The sequence below is a fragment of the Synechococcus sp. BIOS-E4-1 genome (genome assembly GCF_014279995.1).
Lineage (GTDB): Bacteria > Cyanobacteriota > Cyanobacteriia > PCC-6307 > Cyanobiaceae > Synechococcus_C.
The window spans coordinates 2278446-2300795 of sequence record NZ_CP047935.1; the positions used below are offsets into that span (position 1 = coordinate 2278446).

Annotated in this window: 21 protein-coding genes; 13 read left to right on the plus strand and 8 right to left on the minus strand. The window is 56.5% G+C overall.

Translation table 11 applies throughout. The annotated features are described in order from the left end of the window. Nucleotides 1–26 precede the first annotated feature (26 nt). Complete coding sequence (locus SynBIOSE41_RS12350; protein WP_186538123.1) at nucleotides 27–1625, plus strand: GMC oxidoreductase; 1599 nt, start codon at nucleotides 27–29, stop codon at nucleotides 1623–1625. Here SynBIOSE41_RS12350 and SynBIOSE41_RS12355 read toward each other — a convergent pair whose 3' ends face one another. Both SynBIOSE41_RS12355 and SynBIOSE41_RS12360 read right to left on the minus strand, forming a co-directional pair. Next, entirely contained in the window at nucleotides 1626–2117 is a 492-nt protein-coding gene (locus tag SynBIOSE41_RS12355) for a DoxX family protein (RefSeq protein WP_186538124.1), read from the minus strand. Between the two features lie 61 nt (nucleotides 2118–2178). Further along, the gene (locus SynBIOSE41_RS12360) at nucleotides 2179–3018 is read right to left on the minus strand and encodes a VOC family protein (protein ID WP_255475751.1); all 840 of its coding nucleotides are present in this window, start codon (nucleotides 3016–3018) and stop codon (nucleotides 2179–2181) included. A 127-nt stretch (nucleotides 3019–3145) separates the two neighbouring features. Here SynBIOSE41_RS12360 and SynBIOSE41_RS12365 point away from each other — a divergent pair, with 127 nt between their 5' ends. Together SynBIOSE41_RS12365 and SynBIOSE41_RS12370 are read left to right on the plus strand one after the other, a co-directional pair. Continuing rightward, nucleotides 3146–3922 carry an SDR family NAD(P)-dependent oxidoreductase gene (locus tag SynBIOSE41_RS12365; RefSeq protein WP_066906087.1) on the plus strand — a complete coding sequence of 259 codons (777 nt, stop codon included), beginning with the start codon at nucleotides 3146–3148 and terminating at the stop codon, nucleotides 3920–3922. A 228-nt stretch (nucleotides 3923–4150) separates the two neighbouring features. Then, nucleotides 4151–5026 (plus strand): DMT family transporter, encoded by an 876-nt coding sequence (locus tag SynBIOSE41_RS12370; protein ID WP_186538125.1) that lies wholly within the window; start codon nucleotides 4151–4153, stop codon nucleotides 5024–5026. A gap of 24 nt (nucleotides 5027–5050) precedes the next feature. Here the strand turns inward: SynBIOSE41_RS12370 and SynBIOSE41_RS12375 are convergent, their stop codons facing one another. Genes SynBIOSE41_RS12375 through SynBIOSE41_RS12385 form a run of 3 tightly spaced genes read right to left on the minus strand, consistent with a single transcriptional unit; the run spans nucleotide 5051 to nucleotide 8315 of the window. Then, nucleotides 5051–5506: a cupin domain-containing protein gene (locus tag SynBIOSE41_RS12375; RefSeq protein WP_186538126.1), complete on the minus strand. Its 456-nt coding sequence runs from the start codon at nucleotides 5504–5506 to the stop codon at nucleotides 5051–5053. A 30-nt stretch (nucleotides 5507–5536) separates the two neighbouring features. Beyond that, nucleotides 5537–6652 (minus strand): dihydroorotase, encoded by a 1116-nt coding sequence (gene pyrC / locus SynBIOSE41_RS12380; protein WP_186538127.1) that lies wholly within the window; start codon nucleotides 6650–6652, stop codon nucleotides 5537–5539. A gap of 1 nt (nucleotide 6653) precedes the next feature. Then, complete coding sequence (locus SynBIOSE41_RS12385) at nucleotides 6654–8315, minus strand: SulP family inorganic anion transporter (protein WP_186538128.1); 1662 nt, start codon at nucleotides 8313–8315, stop codon at nucleotides 6654–6656. Between the two features lie 125 nt (nucleotides 8316–8440). On the opposite strand from SynBIOSE41_RS12385, the gene SynBIOSE41_RS12390 reads away from it, so the two are divergent. The 7 genes from SynBIOSE41_RS12390 to SynBIOSE41_RS12420 all read left to right on the plus strand — a co-directional run bounded on the left by SynBIOSE41_RS12390 (nucleotide 8441) and on the right by SynBIOSE41_RS12420 (nucleotide 15605). Further along, nucleotides 8441–9559 (plus strand): calcium/sodium antiporter, encoded by a 1119-nt coding sequence (locus SynBIOSE41_RS12390; protein WP_186538129.1) that lies wholly within the window; start codon nucleotides 8441–8443, stop codon nucleotides 9557–9559. A gap of 133 nt (nucleotides 9560–9692) precedes the next feature. After that, nucleotides 9693–10193 (plus strand): DUF2231 domain-containing protein, encoded by a 501-nt coding sequence (locus tag SynBIOSE41_RS12395; RefSeq protein ID WP_066906092.1) that lies wholly within the window; start codon nucleotides 9693–9695, stop codon nucleotides 10191–10193. Further along, nucleotides 10190–10825: a DUF2231 domain-containing protein gene (locus SynBIOSE41_RS12400; RefSeq protein WP_255475752.1), complete on the plus strand. Its 636-nt coding sequence runs from the start codon at nucleotides 10190–10192 to the stop codon at nucleotides 10823–10825. The genes SynBIOSE41_RS12395 and SynBIOSE41_RS12400 overlap by 4 nt, the downstream gene beginning before the upstream one ends. Then, the gene (locus SynBIOSE41_RS12405; protein WP_186538130.1) at nucleotides 10822–11769 is read left to right on the plus strand and encodes a cytochrome c oxidase subunit II; all 948 of its coding nucleotides are present in this window, start codon (nucleotides 10822–10824) and stop codon (nucleotides 11767–11769) included. Before SynBIOSE41_RS12400 ends, SynBIOSE41_RS12405 begins: the two co-directional genes overlap by 4 nt. A gap of 5 nt (nucleotides 11770–11774) precedes the next feature. Then, nucleotides 11775–13463 carry a cbb3-type cytochrome c oxidase subunit I gene (locus tag SynBIOSE41_RS12410; RefSeq protein WP_186538131.1) on the plus strand — a complete coding sequence of 563 codons (1689 nt, stop codon included), beginning with the start codon at nucleotides 11775–11777 and terminating at the stop codon, nucleotides 13461–13463. Between the two features lie 3 nt (nucleotides 13464–13466). Then, a complete protein-coding gene (locus SynBIOSE41_RS12415) occupies nucleotides 13467–14072 on the plus strand; it encodes a heme-copper oxidase subunit III (protein WP_186538132.1) in 606 nt (201 codons plus the stop codon). Nucleotides 14073–14114: 42 nt separating this feature from the next. Then, nucleotides 14115–15605, plus strand: a complete 1491-nt coding sequence (locus tag SynBIOSE41_RS12420) for a GMC oxidoreductase (protein WP_186538133.1) — start codon at nucleotides 14115–14117, stop codon at nucleotides 15603–15605. Nucleotides 15606–15663: 58 nt separating this feature from the next. On the opposite strand, the gene gorA is transcribed toward SynBIOSE41_RS12420, so the two are convergent. Beyond that, nucleotides 15664–17025: a glutathione-disulfide reductase gene (gorA, locus tag SynBIOSE41_RS12425; protein ID WP_186538134.1), complete on the minus strand. Its 1362-nt coding sequence runs from the start codon at nucleotides 17023–17025 to the stop codon at nucleotides 15664–15666. A 135-nt stretch (nucleotides 17026–17160) separates the two neighbouring features. Here gorA and SynBIOSE41_RS12430 point away from each other — a divergent pair, with 135 nt between their 5' ends. Together SynBIOSE41_RS12430 and SynBIOSE41_RS12435 are read left to right on the plus strand one after the other, a co-directional pair. Beyond that, the gene (locus tag SynBIOSE41_RS12430) at nucleotides 17161–17811 is read left to right on the plus strand and encodes a ParB-like protein (protein WP_255475753.1); all 651 of its coding nucleotides are present in this window, start codon (nucleotides 17161–17163) and stop codon (nucleotides 17809–17811) included. A 66-nt stretch (nucleotides 17812–17877) separates the two neighbouring features. After that, on the plus strand, nucleotides 17878–18405 hold the full coding sequence (locus tag SynBIOSE41_RS12435; RefSeq protein WP_186538135.1) for a DUF2808 domain-containing protein: 528 nt from the start codon (nucleotides 17878–17880) through the stop codon (nucleotides 18403–18405). Nucleotides 18406–18498: 93 nt separating this feature from the next. Here SynBIOSE41_RS12435 and SynBIOSE41_RS12440 read toward each other — a convergent pair whose 3' ends face one another. Both SynBIOSE41_RS12440 and dnaA read right to left on the minus strand, forming a co-directional pair. After that, nucleotides 18499–19236 (minus strand): FkbM family methyltransferase, encoded by a 738-nt coding sequence (locus SynBIOSE41_RS12440; protein WP_186538136.1) that lies wholly within the window; start codon nucleotides 19234–19236, stop codon nucleotides 18499–18501. A gap of 465 nt (nucleotides 19237–19701) precedes the next feature. Continuing rightward, entirely contained in the window at nucleotides 19702–21129 is a 1428-nt protein-coding gene (gene dnaA, locus SynBIOSE41_RS12445) for a chromosomal replication initiator protein DnaA (RefSeq protein WP_255475754.1), read from the minus strand. Between the two features lie 53 nt (nucleotides 21130–21182). On the opposite strand from dnaA, the gene SynBIOSE41_RS12450 reads away from it, so the two are divergent. After that, on the plus strand, nucleotides 21183–22343 hold the full coding sequence (locus SynBIOSE41_RS12450; RefSeq protein WP_186538137.1) for a trypsin-like peptidase domain-containing protein: 1161 nt from the start codon (nucleotides 21183–21185) through the stop codon (nucleotides 22341–22343). Nucleotides 22344–22350 lie beyond the last annotated feature (7 nt).

Genomic DNA, 22350 nt, shown 5'->3' on the forward strand with positions numbered 1-22350 from the left:
TGCGATTAGTGCGTTAGGCCCCGTTGATGGATCACGTCACCCACGCCGCCAATCGCCACACACCGATTGAACCGAACGCAGACCACTTCAATGTGGTGATCATCGGCAGTGGGGCCGGAGGCGGTTCACTGGCCCGTGCACTTGCCAGTTCTGGGTACTCGATTTTGATCCTGGAGCGCGGGGACTGGCTGCCGCGGGAGCCACAGAACTGGGACCCGGTGGAGGTCTTCCAGAAAGACCGGTATGTCTCCACTGATCATTGGCTTGATAAACACGGCAAGAGCTTCCAACCAGGGAGTCACTATTTTGTTGGCGGCGCTTCAAAGATGTACGGAGCTGCCCACTTTCGCCTGAGAGAACGCGACTTCGAGTCGGTGATTCATGTGGATGGTGAATCACCGGAATGGCCAGTCAAGTACGACGTTTTTGAGCCGTATTACCGCAAAGCTGAGGAGTGGTACCACGTGCATGGACTGCGTGGCGAGGATCCGACCGAGCCACCGGCCTCCTCTCCCTACCCCTATGCGCCAATCAGCCATGAACCGCGCATGCAGAAACTGGTGAATGACCTGCGCTCCGCAGGCTTGCATCCATTTCACGCCCCGACAGGAGTCGCTCTCAACGAGGTCAACCCAGCCTTTAGCGACTGTGTGCGCTGCAACCGCTGCGATGGCTTCCCTTGTCTGGTGCATGCCAAGGGTGATGCTGAAGTGATGGGGGTGCGGCCTGCCCTCGACCATGACAACGTCATGCTGCTCACAGAAGCTGAAGTGCTCCGGCTCAACACTGATAGCAGCGGCAGACAGGTAACCGAAGTGGTGGTGAACCACCAGGGTGAGCAACGGCGATTCAAAGGTGACATTGTGGTGGTCTCAGCAGGCGCCGCCAATTCAGCACGATTGCTGCTGATGTCGGCCAACGACTCCCATCCCAGGGGGCTGGCCAACAGTTCCGACCAGGTGGGCCGCAATTACATGTATCACAACTGCAAGGCAGTGGTGGCTCTTGCCCATGAGCCCAACACCACGGTCTTCCAGAAGACGGTTGCAGTTCACGACTGGTATTTCGGAGACAACGACTTCGACTTCCCCATGGGCAATGTGCAAATGACTGGCAAAACCAATGGGGCAATGATGAAGGGTTACAAACCCCGACTCACAGCACCTGCACCCACCTGGGGCATGGACCGAATCGCGGAACACTCCATTGATTTCTGGCTTCAGACCGAAGATCTGCCACGACCTGACAACCGCGTCACAGTGAATCAGGACGGTCAGATCAAACTCAGCTACACACCCACCAACAACAAAGCCTCCCAGGAACTCGTCAATCGACTGGAAGGGCTGCTCGACAAGCTTTATCTGAAGAACCACCTGGCCGAACGACAGGTTTACTTCGCGTCTTCCATGGACATTGCTGCAGTTGGACACCAGTCAGGAACCTGCCGTTTTGGAAAAGATCCTGCGACATCGGTGCTGGACACCAACTGCCGTACGCACGATGTCGACAACCTCTACGTCGTTGACACCAGCTTCTTTCCCAGCAGCTCAGCTGTGAATCCCTCACTCACCGCCATTGCCAATGCCATCCGGGTCGCGGATCACCTCAAGGAGCGGCTGGGCTAATCAGCCCAGCAGTGTCTGCAGTCGAGGAGCAATCAAGATCAGATCCAGGCTGTAAGGTCCGCCACCAGCGCTCATGAGCACCAGAGACATCACTACGTACATGGCAGCTTTCTCCCAGCTCGGGGGGTCGCCGGTTCCCATCGGGCCGGCATAATCACCCTCGGGAATCTGGAACGGATCCGGGGCAATGAAGGGGAAGCCATTGCTGATCTCCAGCACCATGGCATAGAGCATTGACACGGCAATGGCCGCTGCAGCGAATGGCGTCAGCACGCCGAAAATCAAAGCGATTCCCCCCGCCCACATCGAAAAAGCGGAGAGGAAACAAAGCCAGGCCGGTGTTTTCATCGCATTGGCCCAGATCCCGAGGTTGGTCAACTTGGGCCAGCCATGGCGAATGAACACAACACCGGTGAACAGCCTGAGGATCACCAGCCCTCCAGCTGCCAATCCGTCCGGTGACGGGGGAACAATCAGGGAAACGAGATCCACCGCTGAGCGAGCATTTTCCGAACGCTAGAAACTCTGAGGCTGGTGAAATTTGTGGATTGGCTTAAGAGTGGATCCAGATCCTGTGGCCATCTGGATCGCATTGAAGACGACCGGAACCGGCTCCTGGAGCATGCAGAAGGATCTGCGCATAAAGCGCATCCTGCGGTTGCAATGCAGCTGCTGTTGGTTGTTGAGGTGGCGGATTGAGATATCGCAGAAACTCAACGCCACAGGGAGATGATCCACTCAAACCGTGAATGGCGACCTTCGCATCGCTCAGAGCATCCAGGCGTCCCTGCTCAACACCCTGGTTCAGCGTGGCATAGCGCAGTTGCAAACCGAGATCGACACCATAGAAAGCCAGGCTCCGATCACTGTCGCTGATCGCGATGGCACTGTGATCAAGCCCCTGAAACAAGCTCGGCTTCGGCTGATGCCAACGAGGGTGTCCCTGATCCGGCGGGAACCACAACAGCTCCATGGCATGGCCGGCAGCATTGCGGAACTTCCACGCTGCAACACCATTGGGCAACCACTGCGGTGACTCAGAAATCGGAACGACATGGGGCATCAATCGCTCCGCAGCACGATTCATGTCGCTGACCACAATGGCCACATGCTGAAACCAGAGGGAATTGGACGGTCCCGGATCAACTTGAGGGCGACAATCGACTGACTCGAAGGAGACATAGTCGAGCTTTTCGCAACCCAGTCTGTAATGCCGAATCACAGCTCCGCCCTCGGCAAGCCCGAAACGGCGATGCAGAGTGTCTCCAGCCAACTGAGTCTGACCTTCATCCGTCACACCCAGTGCCTCCAGGAGTGGATCAAGACTGCCGGGCTTCGGCAGAGAGAAAGCCACTCCTTCGATGGAAGGTGCTTCGTGATGAATGTCAGCCAAGGATCAATCAACACATCTGAAGAAGTCTTAGCGCCGTTTGCCCACGGAACACTGACGGGCGCAGAGAAAACGGCTATTGAAGGGCTGTTCTGTCCTGACTGTCATGACCACTCAGGTCCCCCAGGCGATGACATCCCTCTGTCTGCGTGACAAGGTGATCATCGTCACCGGAGGTAATTCCGGTATCGGCAAGGCAATCGTGGAAGCTCTGGGCTCCCTGGGCGCCAAAGTGGTGATCGATTACCGCTCTCACCCTGATCGCACTGAAGATCTGATTGAGGAAATCGGTGAGCTGGGCGGCAAGGCGATTGGCGTGCAGGCTGATGTTGGAAAACTGGAGGATCTACAGCGACTGGTCGACACGGCGGTGAAGACCTTCGGCAAGGTTGATGTGATGGTGAACAACGCAGGCATCGAGACCCGCACCTCAATCCTCAGCACCACTCCCGATGACTTCGACAAAGTGCTGAATGTGAATCTGCGTGGCGTATTTTTTGCAACGCAGTATGCCGCGAAACAGATGATCGCGCAGGGAAGTGGTGGGCGCATCATCAATATCTCCTCAGTGCATGAGGACTGGCCAATGCCGGATAACACGCCCTATTGCGTGGCAAAGGGAGGTGTCCGCATGCTGACCCGAACAGCAGGGGTTGAATTAGCCAGCAAAGGCGTATCGATTGTGAATGTGGGCCCTGGCGCCGTGGCCACGCCGATCAACGACTCCACCATGAACAACCCCGAATTGCTCGCCAAGCTCGATGCGGCCATTCCCATTGGTCGCATGGCGGACCCGAAAGAGATCGCTTCTGTGGTGGCCTTTCTCGCGAGTGATGGTGCCAGCTACATGACGGCAACCAGTGTGTTCGCAGACGGCGGAATCATGATGAGCAGCCCTGGGCTCTGACGAATAACGAAGCCACTTCAGAGCATGACTCACTGAGCCTGACCATCACATTCCCGGTTGATGTTCAGGCTCAGTCAGTGTTCGAGGGCAACAAGAAGGTGCATCCTTCAACTGATGAGTAGAGGCTCCAAAGGATAGACATTGCCAAGTCGAGCAGGAAATGATCATCACACCCTCAATTACCCGATCAAGCCAACCCAAGCAAACAAGACATTCATTGACAACATCATGAAGAAGTCTCTTTTCATCGGGTCTATTTACATCATTCTGGCTTTTCTTGCAAACACTACCCAGAGCGTTTTCGGCAAATATGTCGACAAGAGTCTTTCTGTTGAGATGTTTTCATTTGGCACATTTCTGGTCGCCTTCATCCTTCTTTTACCAATTATCTTCTTTCGAAAATTAAAGGATATTCCCACACATCAAGGGCACTTCCACCTACTGAGAGCCATCACCGGCATCGCAGGCTTCTTGATGTTCATTGCAGCAGCACAGCTCACCACACTGGTGGACACCAACGTCTTAATGAATACCACTCCGATTTTCATTCCAATCCTGGCATTAGCCTTTCTCCGCCAACGTGTGCCAACGGCTGTATGGATCGCAATCATTATCGGTTTCGTTGGTGTCGTCATCATCGTGAGGCCCGATGCCAGCATTTTTTCCAACCCAGGCAATCTGGTTGCACTTGGCGCAGGGTTCGTAACAGCCATTGAGTTTTTAGCGGTGAATCATCTGAACGACACTGAATCGCCATTAACCCAGCTCTTTTATTTCCTGCTATTTGGTGTGATCGTTCTTGGCTTGATCTCTATTGGAAAATTACACTCAGCGCCTCAATGGGCGTACTGGATGATGGTGGGAACAGGCTGCTGCCTACTGGCCTTCCAGTTCCTTTTAATCAAAGCCTATCAATACGCAAAACCTCACGAGATCGGGGCCTTTCAATATATCTCTGTTGTCTTTGCTGCTCTTTATGGAATTGCCCTTTTCAACGAAATAATTCAGCTCGAAACAATCATCGGAACACTCCTAGTATGCAGTGGTGGGATCATCAGCATCACCGGTTCAAAACACAAATCGATCGTGGAGCAGATGTCATAAAACGATCAGCAAGCGATTTCCATCTCAATCAAATGATCCGGGAGGCAGATTTCTCCAGCCCTGATCATTCCGTTGAATGATCAGTTGCATGCAGGGCTCATCAACAACCTGAGCAGAGAGATATCCCGTCAGTCCATCCGGCGTGATGATGCACCCCTGATCACCACCGTAGGAATATTCGCCAGCTTTCATCACTGCAGTCTGCCCATCCATGCTTGTCACTGACCAGGCCCCACGCAGCACATGAATCCATTTCGGTTCAGGATTCTCATGCCAAGGGCCCACCCAGCCGACAGGGAGATAGGTGACGAAGGCATTGCCATCCTGCATCAGACCTCTTGAAAACTGAGGTGAATTGCGTTCTCCCAGACGACCGAGAGTGAACTGACTGATCGTGCAACGCTTTTGCCGGCTGATTCCATCGGCACCCGTACAGAGATGCCAATAGTTTTCAGAGGCGGGTGCCTGAGAGTCGCTCATGACCTCGAGGATCGTCTCGATAAACCCTATTCAGATCCCGACAGGATGCCCCATCAGATCAATCGACCATGCAAGTCTTTCTCCGGCATGGAACAGCAGCGGCCATTCGCGGTCCGGGAGAGGATCCTCCCCGAGACAAGCAGATGGTGGAGGAATCAAGCGTGAGGGGACCTGCTGCTCACGCCGGACGAGCCTGATGGTTTCAGTGTTGAGAGGCAGGCCGTAGAAGTGCGGACCATGCTCGCTGGCAAAACCTTCAAGATGATCGAGAGCACCTTCCTGTTCAAAGACAGCGGCGTAACTCTCCAAAGCATGAAGCGCATTGAAGATGCCTGCACAACCGCAGGCTGACTCTTTGCAGGAGCGAGGGTGGGGGGCGGAATCCGTGCCGAGGAAGAAGCAGGGCAGACCACTGGTCGCGGCCTTCACCAATGCCCTTCGGTGGCATTCCCGCTTCACAACCGGTAGACAGTAGAAGTCGCTGCGCAGCCCGCCCATGAACATGGCGTTGCGGTTGAGGTGCAGATGGTGCGGCGTGATTGTGGCAGCAATGCGATCATCGCCAGCCTGAAAAGCATCTCGGATGTAGATCGCCGACTCCTCGGTGGTGATGTGCTCCAGCACGATGCGCAAGCGAGGATGGCGCTGGCGCAGTGGTTTCAGATGCCGTTCGATGAACAGGGCTTCACGGTCGAAGACATCCACATCCGGATCCGTGACCTCACCATGGATCAGCAGGGGCATGTCGATGGCCTCCATACAGGCCAGCACAGCGGAGATCCTGGACAGATCACTGACACCCGCTGCTGAATTGGTGGTTGCATTGGCGGGATAGAGCTTGGCCGCGCGGAACACGTGCTGAGCAAACCCCCTGGCCAGCTCATCGGGGTCAAGATCATCGGTGAGGTAGGCCGTCATCAGCGGCTCGAAGCTGACGCCCTCAGGCAGGGCCTCAAGAATCCTGCGCCGATAGGCCTTGGCTGCATCCACCGACGTGACCGGTGGGCGCAGATTGGGCATCACGATGGCACGGGCAAAGGTTCTGGCTGTGGCGGGCAGAACAGCGCGAAGCATGGCTCCATCCCTGATGTGCACATGCCAGTCATCCGGACGGCGCAGCACCAGGGACGTTGGAACCTCCGCCAAGTCAGACCTCCTGAAGGACGGGGAGCTCCCCCACCGCACGGCGCAGAATCTCCTCCCGATTCTCGCTCACATGATTCTCGGGAAGAAGCTCAAGCAGCTTGAGCTTCTCCAGGCGATTGCGGGTGGAACCGTTCATCACCACCAGGTAGACAGACCGGCCCACTTCAACCGCTTCCTTGATGGCATTTTCCAGTGCCAGTGATGCAGTGACTCCAAGATGGGAAACCTCTGTGAGGTCGAACAGAACAGCTTCACAGTCTTCGATGGCGTTGTGTTCGCGGCTGATGGTCTTGGCCACGCCGAAGATCATCGGACCGGTGAGCTGGAACAGCAGCAGACGTCCCGCCGCCTGATCCAGCAGTGCTTGCTGATCCTGAGGAAGTTCAACATCATCGTCTGTGGTGCTGATGGTTTTCACACCCCTGGACTGCAGGGCGGTCATCCGCTCGATGGTGAGCACGTTGGCCACGAACACACCAATAAACACCGCCCAGATCAGGTCAACCAGCACTGTGAGCGCAATCACGCCATAGGTGATGCATGCCGCTTTGATCGACAGGTGATGCGCGCGCTGAAGGAAGCTCCAGTCGATGATGTCGAAACCCACTTTTAGAGCGATTCCGGCCAGCACCGCCAAGGGAATCTGTGATGCCAGCGGTGCTGCCAGCAGAATCACCAGCATCAGAATCAGGGCACGGACGATGCCGGACAGGGCCGAGCGACCACCAGCCTGAATATTGACCACGGTGCCCATGGTGGCTCCCGCTCCCGGCAACCCACCGAACAGACCTGACATCACATTGCCGAGGCCTTGGCCGATCAGTTCCTTGTTGGAATCGTGCTCGGTGCGAGTCAGGCTGTCAGCCACCACCGACGTGAGCAGGGCATCGATGCAACCGAGCATGCCGAGGACGGCACCGTTCACCACCATCAAGCGGATTTGCTCACCTGAAAAGGTCGGGGGATTGAAACTGGGGAATTCGGCTGTGAATTCGGGAATCCTGCGCAGTTCAACGTCACCGAAGAGGGTGAGCGACAACACGGTCCCCACAACGAGAGCCAGCAATTGTGGAGGACAGAACCGCTTCAACTGCTCAGGTGTGAACCAAAGGATCAGCAAGGTGATCACCGCCAGTCCCAGCTCAAGCGGCTGAATACCCGAGATCAGTTGCGGCAGAGCACTCAGAGTCCCGATCACACCACCGGGAGGACTGCTTTGTCCCAGGAAGGGCGCCAGCTGCAGGATGACCAGAATCACACCGATCCCGGACATGAAGCCCGAGATCACTGTGTAAGGCATCATCGTGATGTAACGGCCCAGTCGGAAGAACCCGAACAGAATCTGGAACACGCCCGCCAGCACCACCACGGTGAAGGCCATCGCCAGTGCAGTGCCCTTGTCGGGAATCTGGCTTGTGAAACTGAGAATGACGGCGGTGAACACCACCGTCATCGGACCGGTCGGCTCGGAGATCAGTGTGGGGGTGCCACCGAAGAGTGATGCCACCAGGCCGATGATCACTGCACCCCACAGCCCTGCAGCGGCTCCGGCACCGGAGGCCACACCAAACGCAAGAGCCATCGGCAGGGCCACGACGGCTGCTGTCACACCACCGAAAACATCCCCGCGGACATTGCGTGTGCTGATGTGATTCAGAAACATGCCAGACCGTTACGAATGTGGCGGAATGCTAATTCCCAGTCAGCGCAATGGACTGAATCCGCTCAGCCTTGCGCCCTGATGGGCATTGGTTGGCATCGCACAATGAAGCCAGGCCGCTGCTAACGATGCCTGACTTTCTGACATCCGCCCTGGAGGTCCTCATCGGGATCGGCCTGTTGTTTGCAGGGGGCGAAGTCTTCGTGCAGGGGTCGGTGACGCTGTCGCTGATCTTCGGAATCCCCCAACTGGTGATCGGACTGACCGTGGTCTCGTTCGGAACCAGTGCTCCGGAGCTGTTCGTCAGCATCAGTTCCGTTCTGCGTGGCTTGGATTCCCTGGCCGTGAGCAACGTGGTGGGCAGCAACATCTTCAATGTGATGGTGGTGCTTGGCAGCAGTGCTGTGGTGATGCCACTGCGCGTCGAGAGCCGCCTCGTTCGCAGGGACGTTCCAGTGATGATCGCGGTCTCTGCGGCGGTCTGGGGCATGGCCTCGGCTGGGAGGGTGACCTGGCAGTCGGGTGTGGCACTGCTGCTCGCCCTGCTGATCAATTCAATCTGGGAAATTCGCACAGCCCGTGAAGAGCCAGCTGGTGTCGAAGGGGCCGAACCCGACGTGAATCCCGACCAGGGCAAGCGAGGCATTTTGAAAGCAGTGATGTCACTGCTGCTCGGCGTATTGCTTCTGGTTGTGGGATCGCGGGTTCTTGTCAGCGGAGCCAGCGGAACGGCTGCTTACCTGGGCGTAAGTGAAGCGGTGATCGGACTCACGATCGTGTCCGCCGGTACCTCGATGCCGGAACTGATCACCTCGCTTGTGGCTGCCATCAAGGGCCGAACCGATCTGGCGATTGGCAATGTTGTGGGAAGCAACCTGCTCAACCAGCTGCTCGTACTGGGTGCCAGTGCACTGGCAGCCGCTGGAGCCGGAGGTCTGCAGGTGAGTCCCCTGCTGATTCAACGCGACATGCCCGTGATGGTGCTGACCGCACTGGCCTGCCTGCCCATCTTCTGGACCAAAGGGCAGATCACCCGACTGGAGGGTGGAATCCTGCTGGCCCTTTACGTGTTCTATGTGGTGGATCAGGTGTTGCCACGCACGCTGCCCAGCTGGCAGGACGAATTCCGACTGGTGATGCTCTGCGTTGTGGTTCCGGCAGTGATTGTCGTGATTGTTGTTCAGGCTGGGCTGTACTGGCGAGAACTACAACGCAAGCGACTCAAAGAGCCCAATGAGTTCAGTTGATTTGAGTTGAGCTGAGCTCAGCTGAAAGTGCTCGGATTGAGAGACATGTCACAGCATCAGGAGAATTCGTTCACGAAAGGATGACTCCACCCTGAAAGCTGTACATCCTTAGAGAGCGTTGCGCGGCTTGCCGATGCTCGAGCTGCTTCCACCTCTCAACGATAAAAATCTGCCCTGGCTGGATGTCATCCATCCAATCGTCGTGCACTTCGTGATCGCGATGGCGCTGATCACAGTTGTGTTCGATTTATTTGGTGTGATTACACGTAAGCGCAACCTCTTCGAGGTGAGCTTTTGGAATCTGGTGGTGGCCACAGTTTCCATCTTCGTGGCCATCATCTTCGGTCAGATCGAAGCAGGTCTGGCCAGTCCCTACGGAGCAGCACGCGACATTCTCAACTACCACAGCACGATTGGGTGGTCACTCGCAGGTGTGCTCGGTCTGTTCACTGGATGTCGCTATGTCGTCCGACAGAAGGATCCCACTCGTCTGCCGGCAGGCTTTCTGGTCATTGATGGCGTGCTCGCGACGCTGGTGTTCTGCCAGGTTTACCTGGGCGACATGCTCGTTTGGGTCTACGGGCTTCACACCGTGCCGGTGGTCGACGCCATCCGCAGTGGAGCGGTGTCATGAACGCCACGAGCGCGTTGCCAATGATGGCGATTCCGTCTCCCATCAACGAGATCGTCGATCAGCTCGGCGCCAACGATCTCCCCTACACGATTCCGATTCACCCGAACCTGGTGCATTTCACGATCGGCTTGTTTGCGATCGGAATCGCTTTCGATTTCGCGGGTGCGTTCTATCCACTGGAAAAACGCGTGTTCCGGTTCCTGGCACTGCCGGTGACACGGACCGGGTTCCACGACGTTGGTTGGTACAACGTGCTGGCCTGCAGCGTGATCACCTTTTTTACGGTGGCCGCTGGCTTCTTTGAAATGCTTCTGGCCGTGCCGCTGCCAGGCATTCACAGCGTCATTGGCCAGAACGCCATCGACACCATGCTCTGGCATGCCATCGGAGGGGTGGCACTGCTGCTGATCATCGTGGCGATGACCATCTGGCGCGGATACCTGCGTTTCGTCTGGCGCAAAGACCTTGGTCGTCAGGTGACCTGGCTTTATCTGGCCTGTGGGGCAGTCATCCTTTTGGTGATGGGCGTTCATGGAAGTCTCGGTGCCTGGCTCGCCAGTGAGTTCGGTGTGCACATCACGGCGGATCAACTACTGGCAGCCGGAGCCGATCTCAAGGAGGCTCTGCCATGACATCGACTCGCCAGAGCCCAAAGAAAGGCCTACCGCTCAGGCTGCTGGCCGTGATCCTGGTCTCGACCGCGCTGGATGCGGCGGTGAGCTTCCAGGTGTCGCGCTGGGCCTATGGCTGGCTTCCGGTTCCAGCATCCACGGCTGCGCCCTATGTCGACAATCTCTTCAGCCTCGAGGTCGGCATCGGCTGCTTCGTCTTTGTCGGCTGTGTGGGTTTCATTATCTGGTCGTTGTTATTCAGTCGGGCTGAGAAGTACGACGAGAGTGATGGTCTTCCGATTGAAGGCAACACCAAACTTGAAGTCACCTGGACGGTGATCCCTTTTGTCATCGTCATGGCCCTGGCCTTCTATTCCATCCACGTGAACGAAAAGCTGGCCTCGCTCGGGCCCAAGCAGAAGTACGACGTGGCTCTCAATCAGTCTCCCGATGCTGTCGCAACCCTGGACGCTCGTCGCGACATCGGACCGATCGAGGTGATTGCCAGGCAATGGTCCTGGGAATTCGTCTACCCCGATGGTGTGCGCAGTTCGGAACTGCATCTACCACTCAATCAGCGCGCCAACTTCCTGTTGATCTCCGAAGATGTTCTTCACAGCTTCTACATCCCAGCGTTTCGCCTGAAGCAGGACATCATTCCAGGAAGCGTGATCTCCTACAGCATCACGCCCACCCGTGAAGGTCGCTTCAGGCTGCGCGACGCCATGTTCAGCGGCGCTTACTTCTCCAAGAACCAGACAGACGTGATTGTCGAGTCGGAAGAGGCGTACGACTCCTGGCTGACCAAGACGGCCAAGCGTCCGCTGGTCCAGGGCCTCAGCCCAGGCACCTCTCTTTACGAAAAACGTCTCAAGGACGGCGACCGTGGATGGGCCACCGTTCCCCCCGCCCCTCCACCGATGGTCAACGACCCCGGCAACCCCGAAGCGCCCCACGACGCCTGACCCCGATGACCACCACCAAATACGACCCCAGGGTGCTCAAGGCGCCCCACCCAGTCCCAGGCGCTCCCGACAACTGGAAGCGCTTCTTCAGCTTCAACACCGACGCGAAAGTGATCGGGATTCAGTACATCGGGCTGGCACTTTTCTTCCTGCTCGTGGGAGGCCTGCTGGCGATGGTCATGCGCGGTGAATTGATCACTCCGCCAGCGGATCTGGTCGACCCCAGTGTCTACAACGGGCTCTACACGATGCACGGAACGGTGATGCTGTTCCTGTTTCTGTTCCCGGTCCTGAACGGATTCAACAATCTGTTGATCCCCACCATGATCGGTGCCCCAGACATGGCCTTCCCCAAGCTGAACGCCGCTGCCTTCTGGCTGGTGCCAGTGTTTGCTTTCGTGCTGCTGAGCAGTTTCTTCGTCCCTGGAGGACCAGCTTCGTCGGGTTGGTGGTCCTATCCACCGGTGAGCATTCAGAACCCACTCGGTCACCTGATCAACGGCGAATTCCTCTGGATCCTGGCCGTTGCGATCTCCGGCGTGTCATCGATTATGGGTGCCATCAACTTCGTCACCACGATCATCCGCATGCGGGCACCAGGCATGGGCTTTTTCAAGATGCCCGTGTTCGTGTGGACAGCCTGGGCCGCACAGACCCTTCAGCTCATCGGTCTCCCGGCGCTGACGGGAGGCGCCATCATGCTGCTGTTTGATCTCAGTTTCGGAACCAGCTTCTTCCGGCCTGAAGGTGGAGGAGATCCAGTGCTTTACCAGCACTTTTTCTGGTTCTACTCACATCCTGCGGTCTACGTGATGGTTCTGCCGGTGTTCGGCATCTTTTCTGAGCTGATCACGGTTTATTCACGCAAACCTCTGTTCGGCTACAAGTTCGTGGCATTGGCCTCGTTCATCATCACCTTCCTGGGACTGATTGTCTGGGTGCATCACATGTTCTATACGGGAACTCCACAGTGGATGCGCAATCTGGTGATGATCACGACCATGCTGATCGCCGTTCCCACCGGCGTGAAGGTGTTCGCCTGGCTAGGAACACTCTGGGGAGCGAAGATCCGTCTCACCACTCCCATGTTGTTCGTTCTGGGTGGACTGGTGAATTTCATCTTCGGAGGCATCACCGGCGTCATGCTGGGCACGGTTCCGATCGACATCCATGTCGGCAACACCTATTTCGTTGTCGCCCATTTCCACTACATCATCTTCAACACCATTGGATTCGGAATCTTCGCCGGTATCTATCACTGGTTCCCCAAATTCACTGGCCGGATGTACTACGAAGGGCTGGGCAAAATCCACTTCACCCTTACATTCATTGGCGCAACCCTCAACTGGCTTCCGCTGCACTGGGCCGGCCTTTATGGCATGCCACGTCGCGTGGCCTCCTATGACCCGGAATTCGCCCTCTGGAATGTGATTGCCAGCATCGGGGCGTTCATGCTGGGGGTGGCCTCCATTCCCTTCATTCTCAATATCGTCAGCTCCTGGGCGAGGGGAGCGAAGGCCCCCGCCAATCCCTGGAGAGCCATTGGCCTGGAATGGTTGCTTCCCTCACCCCCTCCTGCAGAGAATTTCGAGGACGATATTCCCACTGTGATCAGTGAGCCCTATGGCTACGGCCTGGGCAAACCCCTTGTCGAAGACGAGGAGTTCTACGTCCGACGTTCCATGGAGGCCTGATCCATGACAAGCACCAATGCTGATCTACCGCTGAAGCATGTACCCGGACACATCAAGCACGACGGGCACAATCTCACGGGCTTCATCATTTTCCTCTGCTCAGAAAGCATTATCTTCCTGGCATTTTTTGTTGGGTATTCACTTCTGAAAATCACCAGTCCTGAATGGCTTCCTGAGGGTGTCGAAGGCCTTGAGACACGGATGCCTCTGATTAATACAGTCATTCTTGTGAGCTCCAGCTTTGTTGCCTATTTCGCAGAGCGCTATCTGCACAAGGAGAATCTCTGGGGTTTCCGGGCCATGTGGCTGCTCACAATGGCCATGGGCAGCTACTTCGTCTACGGGCAATATGTCGAATGGTCGGAGCTCGCATTCAGCTTGAGCAGTGGAGTTTTCGGGGGAACGTTCTATTTGCTGACCGGCTTTCATGGCCTTCATGTGATCACGGGAATCCTACTGATGGGGCTGATGCTGGCGCGTTCCTTCCGCCCCAATAACTACGCCAAGGGAGAGATGGGTGTCACAGCAGTGAGCCTGTTCTGGCATTTTGTGGATGTGATCTGGATCATCCTTTATCTCCTGATTTATGTGTGGCAGCGAACCAGCTGATCGCCGTCTGAATCACTCAGTTCTCAACGACATCAGCCACCCATGATCATCGACGACAGCCATTACGACATCATCATCATCGGGAGTGGTGCGGGGGGAGGCACTCTGGCGGGGTACCTCAGCCGCGAAGGCCGCAGTGTGCTTCTGCTCGAGCGGGGAGAAGCCGTGGAAGCCGGGTGGCAGAAGCGTCCGCGTGTCAAGGATGAACTTTGGTTTGGGCCCGATGGGGATCCCTTTTCACCTCAGACTTTTTACGCCCTTGGCGGAAACACCAAAATCTGGGGCGCCGTGCTCGAGCGCATGCGCGAAAAGGATTTCACCGACCTGCCTTTGCAGGAGGGAGTTTCGCCCGCATGGCCCTTCGATTACAGCCATCTGGCGCCTTACTACGACCAGGCTGAGGCGGTTTATCGGGTTCATGGCAAAGCTGGCGTCGATCCCACAGAACCAACACGCAGCAGAGGCTTTGACCAATCACCGCGCCCGGTGATGCCATTCCTGGAAGAGCTGCGGGAAGGGCTGCTGCGCCAGGGTTGTCAACCCTATGACCTCCCTCTCAGTTGGTCAGACAATGAAGAAAGTCCGGTTGGTGATGCGGAGCTCTGTGGACTAGCGACTGCCGACACCGGCAATCTGGAGATCCGCTACAAAGCAAAAGCTCTCAGGCTGCATGTGAGTCCCAGCGGACGGGAGGTGAAGAAGGTTGAGGCGGATGTAAACGGCGAGATCTGGTTGTTTTCCGCCAATCTGTTCGTGCTGGCTGCCGGTGCGATCAACACACCGGCCATCCTGCTGCGATCCGGCAATGAACGTCACCCCCGCGGTCTGAGTAACAAGTCGGACCAGGTAGGCAGAAACCTGATGAACGTTCAGATCACCTCGATCCTGCAGCGTTCCGCGGCACCCAACAGCGGTCTCTATGCACGGTCTTACGGAGTGAACGACTACTACTGGGGAGACAAAAATGTGAGCTTCCCATTGGGACACATTCAGGCAGCTGGAGGTGTGCTTCAGGATGCACTGTTTGCTGAGTCACCACCTGTCCTCTCTCTGGTCAGCAAACTGATCCCCAATTTCGGGATCAAGCGGCTTGCTTCCCGCACAGTGGCCTGGTGGGCCATGACAGAAGTGCTTCCCGATCAGGAGAACAAGGTCTGGCTTAACAAGGAACAGATCCGCATCAATTATCTGCACAACAATCGCGAAGCCCATGACCGACTGGTTTATCGATGGATCGATACGCTCAAAGCCGTGGAAGCCGATCCGGGAACCAAGGTGGTGACCTCAGAGCCGGTTCATCCTCGCGGAGAAGCTCCTCTCAGTGTGGTGGGTTTTGCATGCGGCACCTGCCGCATGGGAGAGGATCCAGTCGCATCGGTGGTGGATGCAACAGGAAAGTGCCATGAACTCGACAACGTCTACATCGCCGACAGCAGCGTGTTCCCAAGTTGCCCAAGCGTGGGGCCTGGTCTCACCACCATCGCCCTCGCCCTGCGAATGGCAGACACTCTCCACAAGAGACTTCAGAACTGATCCAGGGACGACTCCCAATATGAGCTGATCAGCTCATCCAGAATCAGTTCTGATGTGATCAGCCCATGGTCACGAATTCTTCCGACACCGTGGGATGCAGAGCCATGGTGCGATCGAAGTCGGATTTGGTCGCACCCATACCAACGGCGATTGCCGCCATCTGAATGATCTCTGCAGCATGTTCACCGACCATGTGGCACCCCAGCACGCGCTCGGTTTCAACCTCGAGCACCAGCTTGAGCAGGCAGCGCGGGCCACGCTTGGGTAAGGCCTGTGCCATGGAGCGGAAGCGGGCCCGATAAACCACCACCCCATCGGCGCCGTATTGGGCGATGGCGTCTTCTTCCGACAATCCCACCGTCGCCAGCTCTGGCTGACTGAACACGGCACTGGCCACCAATTCATGGTCCACCTGTCGCGGACGATCTCCGTAGACGCTGTCTGCGAAGGCGCGACCCTCATCAATCGCCACAGGAGTGAGGCAGATGCGATCGGTCACATCACCAACAGCGAACACATGGGGGACATTGGTGCGTTGATCAGCATCAACGGGTATGCGATTGCCCTGGATCGTCACTCCTGCAGCTTCGAGGTTGAGACCTTGCAGAAAAGGTCGTCTTCCAGTAGCCAGCAGCACACCACCACAGGCGATTTGATCACCGCGATTGGTTCGAACGACCAGATCTCCCGGATTTCCCTCAATGGCTTCAGGGCCTGTGGAGAACTGCACATTGACGCCATTCTCAGCCATACCCTCCTGCACAACAGCTGCAAGTTCGGCATCAAATCCGCGCAATAGATGCTCGCGTCGCACCAGCTGTGTCACTTCGACACCAAGGCCGCTGAGAATGCCGGCGAATTCGCAGGCGATGAAGCCGGCACCCACCACAACCATTCGCTCCGGGAAACGCTCCAGCAGGAACATGTCGTCGCTGACCCAGCCCAGCTCAACTCCTGGGATATCAGGCCGCTGGGGGCGGCCGCCGACACCGATCAGCACCCTCTCAGCATGCAGACGTTGCTCTGGTGCACCACCGGAATCAGCGGAGACAACAATGTGATGTTCGTCCTCAAACCGTGCCCAGCCTTTGATCAGAGTGACATCGGCCTTCGCCAAAAAATCAATGTGCATGGCATTGAGGCGATCCACCTCAGCACGCACATTCGCCAACAACTGTGCTGAATCAATCCGGACCTCAGACGGATGGACGCCGTAACTGGAGGCCTCCTCCATCTGCTCCGCCATCTGGGATCCGTAGACCAGCAGTTTCTTGGGGACGCACCCCCTGATCACGCAGGTGCCGCCCACGCGGTCCCCTTCCACGATGGCCACGCGAGCACCGTGACGCGCTGCCCGCTTGGCGGCCGCCAGGCCACCGGATCCGGCTCCGATCACCACAAGATCAAACGACTGGTCCACCGCAACTAACGCTCAATTACCACCCATTCTGATGGGTCTGGTTTCCGGCTCTTCTCAGGGTGCGATCAGGATCAGCAAACCAACCAATCTGTGAGATCCGCATAGGGTTGGATTCGTCGAGACCTGGAGTCCGGTGTGCATCTGCCTCACTACGACCGGATTCCTGATCATGACGGTGGTCACCATCTGATCAAAGTCAGGGTGAGTGATCTTCAGCCCACACAGATGTGCGTTGGGCTTGCGGAAGTGCGCAGCCGTCAGAAGGACTTCCGTCAGGAAAGCAGCAAGGAACGGCTCGAGTATCTGCGGGGCAAGCCTGTGCCCCTGGTGCGCAACCGCCTGGGGCAGCTCTGGATGGTGGATCGACACCACCGCCTGAGAGCCTTGCTGGAGATGGACCCCGACGTCACCACCTATGGCTACGTGATCGCTGAGCTTGACAGCGCCAGCAGCGATGCAGCCCTGCTGGCCCTGCAGGATCGGGGCTGGCTCTATCTCCATGACGGGCGCGGCAACGGTCCCTGGGAACCCTGCGAACTGCCTCAGTCATTGCTTGGCCTCGAGGACGATCCCTACCGAAGCCTCGTCTGGAAACTCAAGAAGGAGGGTCTGATCAAGCCACAGCGCCTGATCCCTTATCACGAGTTTCGCTGGGGGGCATGGCTGCGCACCCGCCCTCTGCCTCCGTTCAGTTCATCCCAGCTGGAACCGGCTCTGCCGGCATCCCGAAGACTGGCTCAGTCCAGAGCTGCAGCTCATCTGGCCGGCTGGACCGGTCAGAGCTGAACACGTAAGAGGTGTTGTCCACACCACTGCGCTGTCCGACGAAGATCCACGAACCAAACCCCGCCCATGCGTCTCCTGACTTCAGCCCTGGCCGCAGCAGCACTGATCACAACCTCAACGGCAAAGGCTGTTGAGATCAATGACCAAACCAGTTTTGTGGGAGTGCCGACGAAGGCGAAACTCACCAACTACCGGTGGTACGCGTTCGAGTGTTGCGCCACTTACTACGTGACGCTGGACTTTCCAGAGGGCGCTGGTGCCGATCTGGGAGGGATCAATCTGGAACAGATCCGTGGCGCCCAGGCCGCTTTCTATTACGGAGCCGTGCCAGTCAAAGCCTTCATCGGCACTCCGCGTCGTCAAGGGAACTCTCTTGACGTCAAGGCGGAATTCAGTGATGACGCACGTTCGGTCAACGTCAGATTCGCATCAGCGGTGCTCCCTGGAGATACCGTCACGATCGCCTTTGAGGCAGGCGTGAACCCACCGGGTGACATCTACACCTTTTCGCTGACGGCTATTCCGGCAGGGCCGAATCCGATCCCTCAGATGGTGGGTGTGGTGCAGATGGAGATCTTTGAACCCGTTTACTGAGGCTGGAGGCTACTGATCAACAAACCACGACGCTTGCTACATAAACAGAGTCCAAAAATAAGCTCTATCAAAAGAAGTTAATTTGGACTACTCTTAGAAACTTAATGTTGGCTGATCCGCCGCTGAAGCGTGAATATCTTTCCAGCCCAGGCCCTGAATAGCAAGAACCTTCAATAAAGTTTTTTTATCCATCCATTCACCATAAATATCATTTCCAAAAGGGCCCGCCGAATGGTGAGGGAATGAATACAAAACCTGCTTATCAAGAACTGGAGAATAAAATATAGATCGGTTATAAATACTACCAACTGATCGGCCATCAACAAGCTTAAAACTTTTGTAACCCAGCTTCTCCGAGAGCAAGGCAAAAACCCCGATCGTGTGAGACTCGACTGAAATATAAGGCGGAATGATTTGATTCAAAACAAAAGCATTTAAAAGATTTTCATCATAACCTTCAACATCTATTTTTGCATAGTAAGGCATGCCGTATCGCTTGATCAAGCTACCAACACTGATCGCTTTAACGTCTATCCTTGTGAAGTCTTTTTCAGTAAATCCACCCTCATCCGGCGCCTTGCCTGGGGCCACCAAAGTACTACGCACATGATACTTGTCATGCAAATAAAAATCAATATTGCCGTCAGAACTTTCGGTTATTGCGCAGTTTTCAACAATAAGCCTTTCCTTCAAAATCTCTTCTTTAAAACGACCCCTGATAAATTCACACAAGGCCGGATTGGCTTCGATTGAAATTACCTTGTCAGACTTAAGGAGATAATAAGGTATATCATCACCATTATTACTCCCAAAATCGTATATTGTTTTCATTGGCAGCCACCCTTGAAATATAAGTTTTTAGCTTAACATAATATCAAAACTTTCGGTTCAGACATTTAATTGGAGCTTCGCAACTAAAAACATACCTTCAACACTCTCTAGGGCTCCCAAAGGACTCACCCTTAAGGGCTTAGGGCTCAACCCAATACGGACAGAGAAGAGGGATAGTGAAACATTTCCATATCAAAACAATCTATACACAGCAAAACTACTTTAATCCCAATCAAGCCATCAGGACCAAGAAATTATCATTATAAGCAGGCCTAGCCTTAACCGTAATAACTTCAAAAGCCATCCAAGTCCGATCAAAGAATCTACTTTCTACCAATTACAAATTAAGGGGTTCTCTAACGTTGCAGAAAGAGGCAATTGAGTTGTGGGGCAATTTGAGCAAGGCATTTGATCTCATATTGAAATTTTTGAATCCAATAACAAAGTTTGAGGCAATAAGAAAACTCAGCGTTTGCGGCGTGAATCGATCTGCAGCAGATCACGCACCCTCTGCACCTGACTGGCCAGCTGTGGATCAGTGCCGAGCTTCTTCTCCACCTGCTGGATGGCATACATCACCGTGGTGTGATCCTTTCCACCGAAGGTTTCACCAATCCGCGGCAAACTGAGCCCGGTGCCCTGCCGCATCAGGAACATGCCCACCTGCCGTGCCTGACTGACCGCTCGTCGACGACTGCTGCTGCGCATGTCATCCGCAGTGACACCGAAGACCTCCGACACCTTGTCGATCACCTGCTGAGGTGTGACGTCGACACCCTGACCGCTGGGATCCAGCATGGGCGCGACCGATTCAACCGTCATCGGCATTCCGGTGATCGAGGAGAAAGCGACTGCCCTGGTCAGCGCACCCTCCAGTTCGCGGATGTTGGAGGTGAAACGACCGGAGATGTACTGGATCAGATCCCTTGGCAGGGAAACACGTTCCTGTTCCGCCTTTTTCTGAAGAATCGCCATGCGCGTTTCCAGGTCCGGGGCCTGGATGTCAGCGATCAAACCCATGGAGAAGCGCGAGATCAGACGTTCCTGCAGTCGGGGGATCTGGCTTGGGGGACGATCGCTGGCAATCACAATCTGTCGACCTGCCTCATGCAGCGCGTTGAAGGTATGGAAGAACTCTTCCTGGGTGTATTCCTTTCCCTCGATGAACTGAATATCGTCAACAAGGATGAGATCAGCGGCCCGGTAACGATCGCGAAAGGCCTGCATGCCGTCTTTACGGATCGCCACGATCAGGTCGTTGGTGAAGGTCTCGGTGGAGACGTAAAACACCTTGGCCTCAGGATCGATCTCGAGGCGGTAATGGCCGATGGCCTGCATGAGGTGGGTCTTGCCGAGGCCGACCCCTCCACAGATGAACAGCGGATTGAATTCGCGACCAGGGGCCTCGGCAACAGCGAGGGCAGCGGCATGGGCCATGCGGCTGTTGGGCCCCACGACAAATCGGTTGAACACGTATCGCATGTTCAGCCCGGGCAGACGACGAGGCGCCTTCTTCGCTGGGGTTGGCGGCGCCAGCGGAGCCGGCACCGCTGCTGCTGAAGCTGCCGCCGTGACAGCTGCAGGCACCGAGCCTGCCTGGAGGTCCTCAGCATCACGCGCCAGAACTGCCACCGTCACTGGTTGACCGATGATTTCACCGGCCACCTCAGCAATGGTGCTCGCGTAGTTCTTGCGCAACCAGTTGCTGGCAAAGCTGTTGGGCGCCAGCAATGTGAGAGTCCCCTCCCTGAATCCGCTGCACTGGGCAGGGCGGATCCAGGTCTCGAAGGTCGGCTTGCTGAGGTTGCTCTGAAGGGCCTGCTGAACCTTGCTCCAAAGCTCACTGCCCGTCAGCACTGCATCCTCCGGTTCACGGTGGCTGAATCTACGCACCTCAGGCCGATCAGTCCGTCTTTAATGAGGTGCTGACGACATCACACATCTTCATGGCCTCCGCCATCCAGCGCCCCCTGCAGCGAGCACTCATGCTCATCGGCGTCGGCCTCATCGGCTCAAGTCTCAGCGGCTGCGGAACCGCCTGGAAACAGCGGATCGGACTGGAGCAGGCCCCTGCCAGCGACCCATTGCCGGAGGTGAGCGATGGGCCCCGCTCAGCGCCCCTTCAACCGGGGAAAAACATCATTGTTGAAGCTGTGGATCGGGTTGGTCCCTCAGTGGTGCGGATCGACACGGTGAAGCGCGTGGTCAATCCGCTTGGCAATTTGTTCGGCGGCAGAGCACCGATCCAGCAGCAGGCAGGCCAGGGATCCGGATTCATCACCCGTTCCGATGGCCTGATCTTCACGAACGCACACGTTGTGGAGGGTGCGGATCAGGTCTCGGTGACGCTGCCGGACGGTCGCAGCTTCAGCGGTCGCGTTCTCGGCAGCGACCCACTCACGGACATCGCTGTGGTGCGTGTGGTTGCCGACAAACTGCCGGTCGCTCCCCTCGGTAATTCCAACAATCTCAACCCCGGGGAATGGGCCATCGCCATCGGCAATCCCCTCGGCCTCAACAACACGGTGACTGCTGGGATCATCAGCGCCGTGGATCGAACCAACGCCATCGGAGAGGGGCAGAGAGTGCCTTACATCCAGACGGATGCCGCCGTGAATCCAGGCAACAGCGGCGGGCCGCTGATCAATGCCGCTGGCCAGGTGATCGGGATTAACACCGCTATCAAAAAGGCCCCCGGAGCCGGCCTGAGTTTTGCCATCCCGATCAATCTGGCCAAGCGGATCGCCCAGCAGATCATCAGCACCGGCCAGGCGTCTCACCCCTTCATCGGTGTGCGGCTCCAGAGCCTGACACCCCAGCTCGCCAAGGAGATCAACGCCGCTGCCAACAGCAATCTGTGCAAAGTGCCTGAATTGAATGGTGTGGTGGTGATCGAAGTGGTGGAGAACAGCCCTGCAGCGGCGGGCGGGATCCGCCCCTGTGACCTGATCCGAGAAGTGAACGGCACCAAAGTGCAGGACCCTTCCCAGGTGCAGTTGGCCGTCGACCGGGGGCGCGTCGGCCAGGCCATGCCCATCCTTGTGGAGCGCGATGGTGACAGCATCGAGCTAACTGTGAAACCCGAGGAACTTCCCCGACAGCAGTGATCCTTTG

Excerpts from the sequence above, each read along its gene's own strand:
- SynBIOSE41_RS12350 (WP_186538123.1), top strand. The coding sequence starts at position 27 with ATGGATCACGTCACCCACGCCGCCAATCGCCACACACCGATTGAACCG.
- SynBIOSE41_RS12365 (WP_066906087.1), top strand. The coding sequence starts at position 3,146 with ATGACATCCCTCTGTCTGCGTGACAAGGTGATCATCGTCACCGGAGGT.
- SynBIOSE41_RS12370 (WP_186538125.1), top strand. The coding sequence starts at position 4,151 with ATGAAGAAGTCTCTTTTCATCGGGTCTATTTACATCATTCTGGCTTTT.
- SynBIOSE41_RS12375 (WP_186538126.1), bottom strand. The coding sequence starts at position 5,506 with ATGAGCGACTCTCAGGCACCCGCCTCTGAAAACTATTGGCATCTCTGT.
- SynBIOSE41_RS12385 (WP_186538128.1), bottom strand. The coding sequence starts at position 8,315 with ATGTTTCTGAATCACATCAGCACACGCAATGTCCGCGGGGATGTTTTC.
- SynBIOSE41_RS12390 (WP_186538129.1), top strand. The coding sequence starts at position 8,441 with ATGCCTGACTTTCTGACATCCGCCCTGGAGGTCCTCATCGGGATCGGC.
- SynBIOSE41_RS12395 (WP_066906092.1), top strand. The coding sequence starts at position 9,693 with ATGCTCGAGCTGCTTCCACCTCTCAACGATAAAAATCTGCCCTGGCTG.
- SynBIOSE41_RS12400 (WP_255475752.1), top strand. The coding sequence starts at position 10,190 with ATGAACGCCACGAGCGCGTTGCCAATGATGGCGATTCCGTCTCCCATC.
- SynBIOSE41_RS12405 (WP_186538130.1), top strand. The coding sequence starts at position 10,822 with ATGACATCGACTCGCCAGAGCCCAAAGAAAGGCCTACCGCTCAGGCTG.
- SynBIOSE41_RS12410 (WP_186538131.1), top strand. The coding sequence starts at position 11,775 with ATGACCACCACCAAATACGACCCCAGGGTGCTCAAGGCGCCCCACCCA.
- SynBIOSE41_RS12415 (WP_186538132.1), top strand. The coding sequence starts at position 13,467 with ATGACAAGCACCAATGCTGATCTACCGCTGAAGCATGTACCCGGACAC.
- SynBIOSE41_RS12420 (WP_186538133.1), top strand. The coding sequence starts at position 14,115 with ATGATCATCGACGACAGCCATTACGACATCATCATCATCGGGAGTGGT.
- SynBIOSE41_RS12435 (WP_186538135.1), top strand. The coding sequence starts at position 17,878 with ATGCGTCTCCTGACTTCAGCCCTGGCCGCAGCAGCACTGATCACAACC.
- SynBIOSE41_RS12440 (WP_186538136.1), bottom strand. The coding sequence starts at position 19,236 with ATGAAAACAATATACGATTTTGGGAGTAATAATGGTGATGATATACCT.
- SynBIOSE41_RS12450 (WP_186538137.1), top strand. The coding sequence starts at position 21,183 with ATGGCCTCCGCCATCCAGCGCCCCCTGCAGCGAGCACTCATGCTCATC.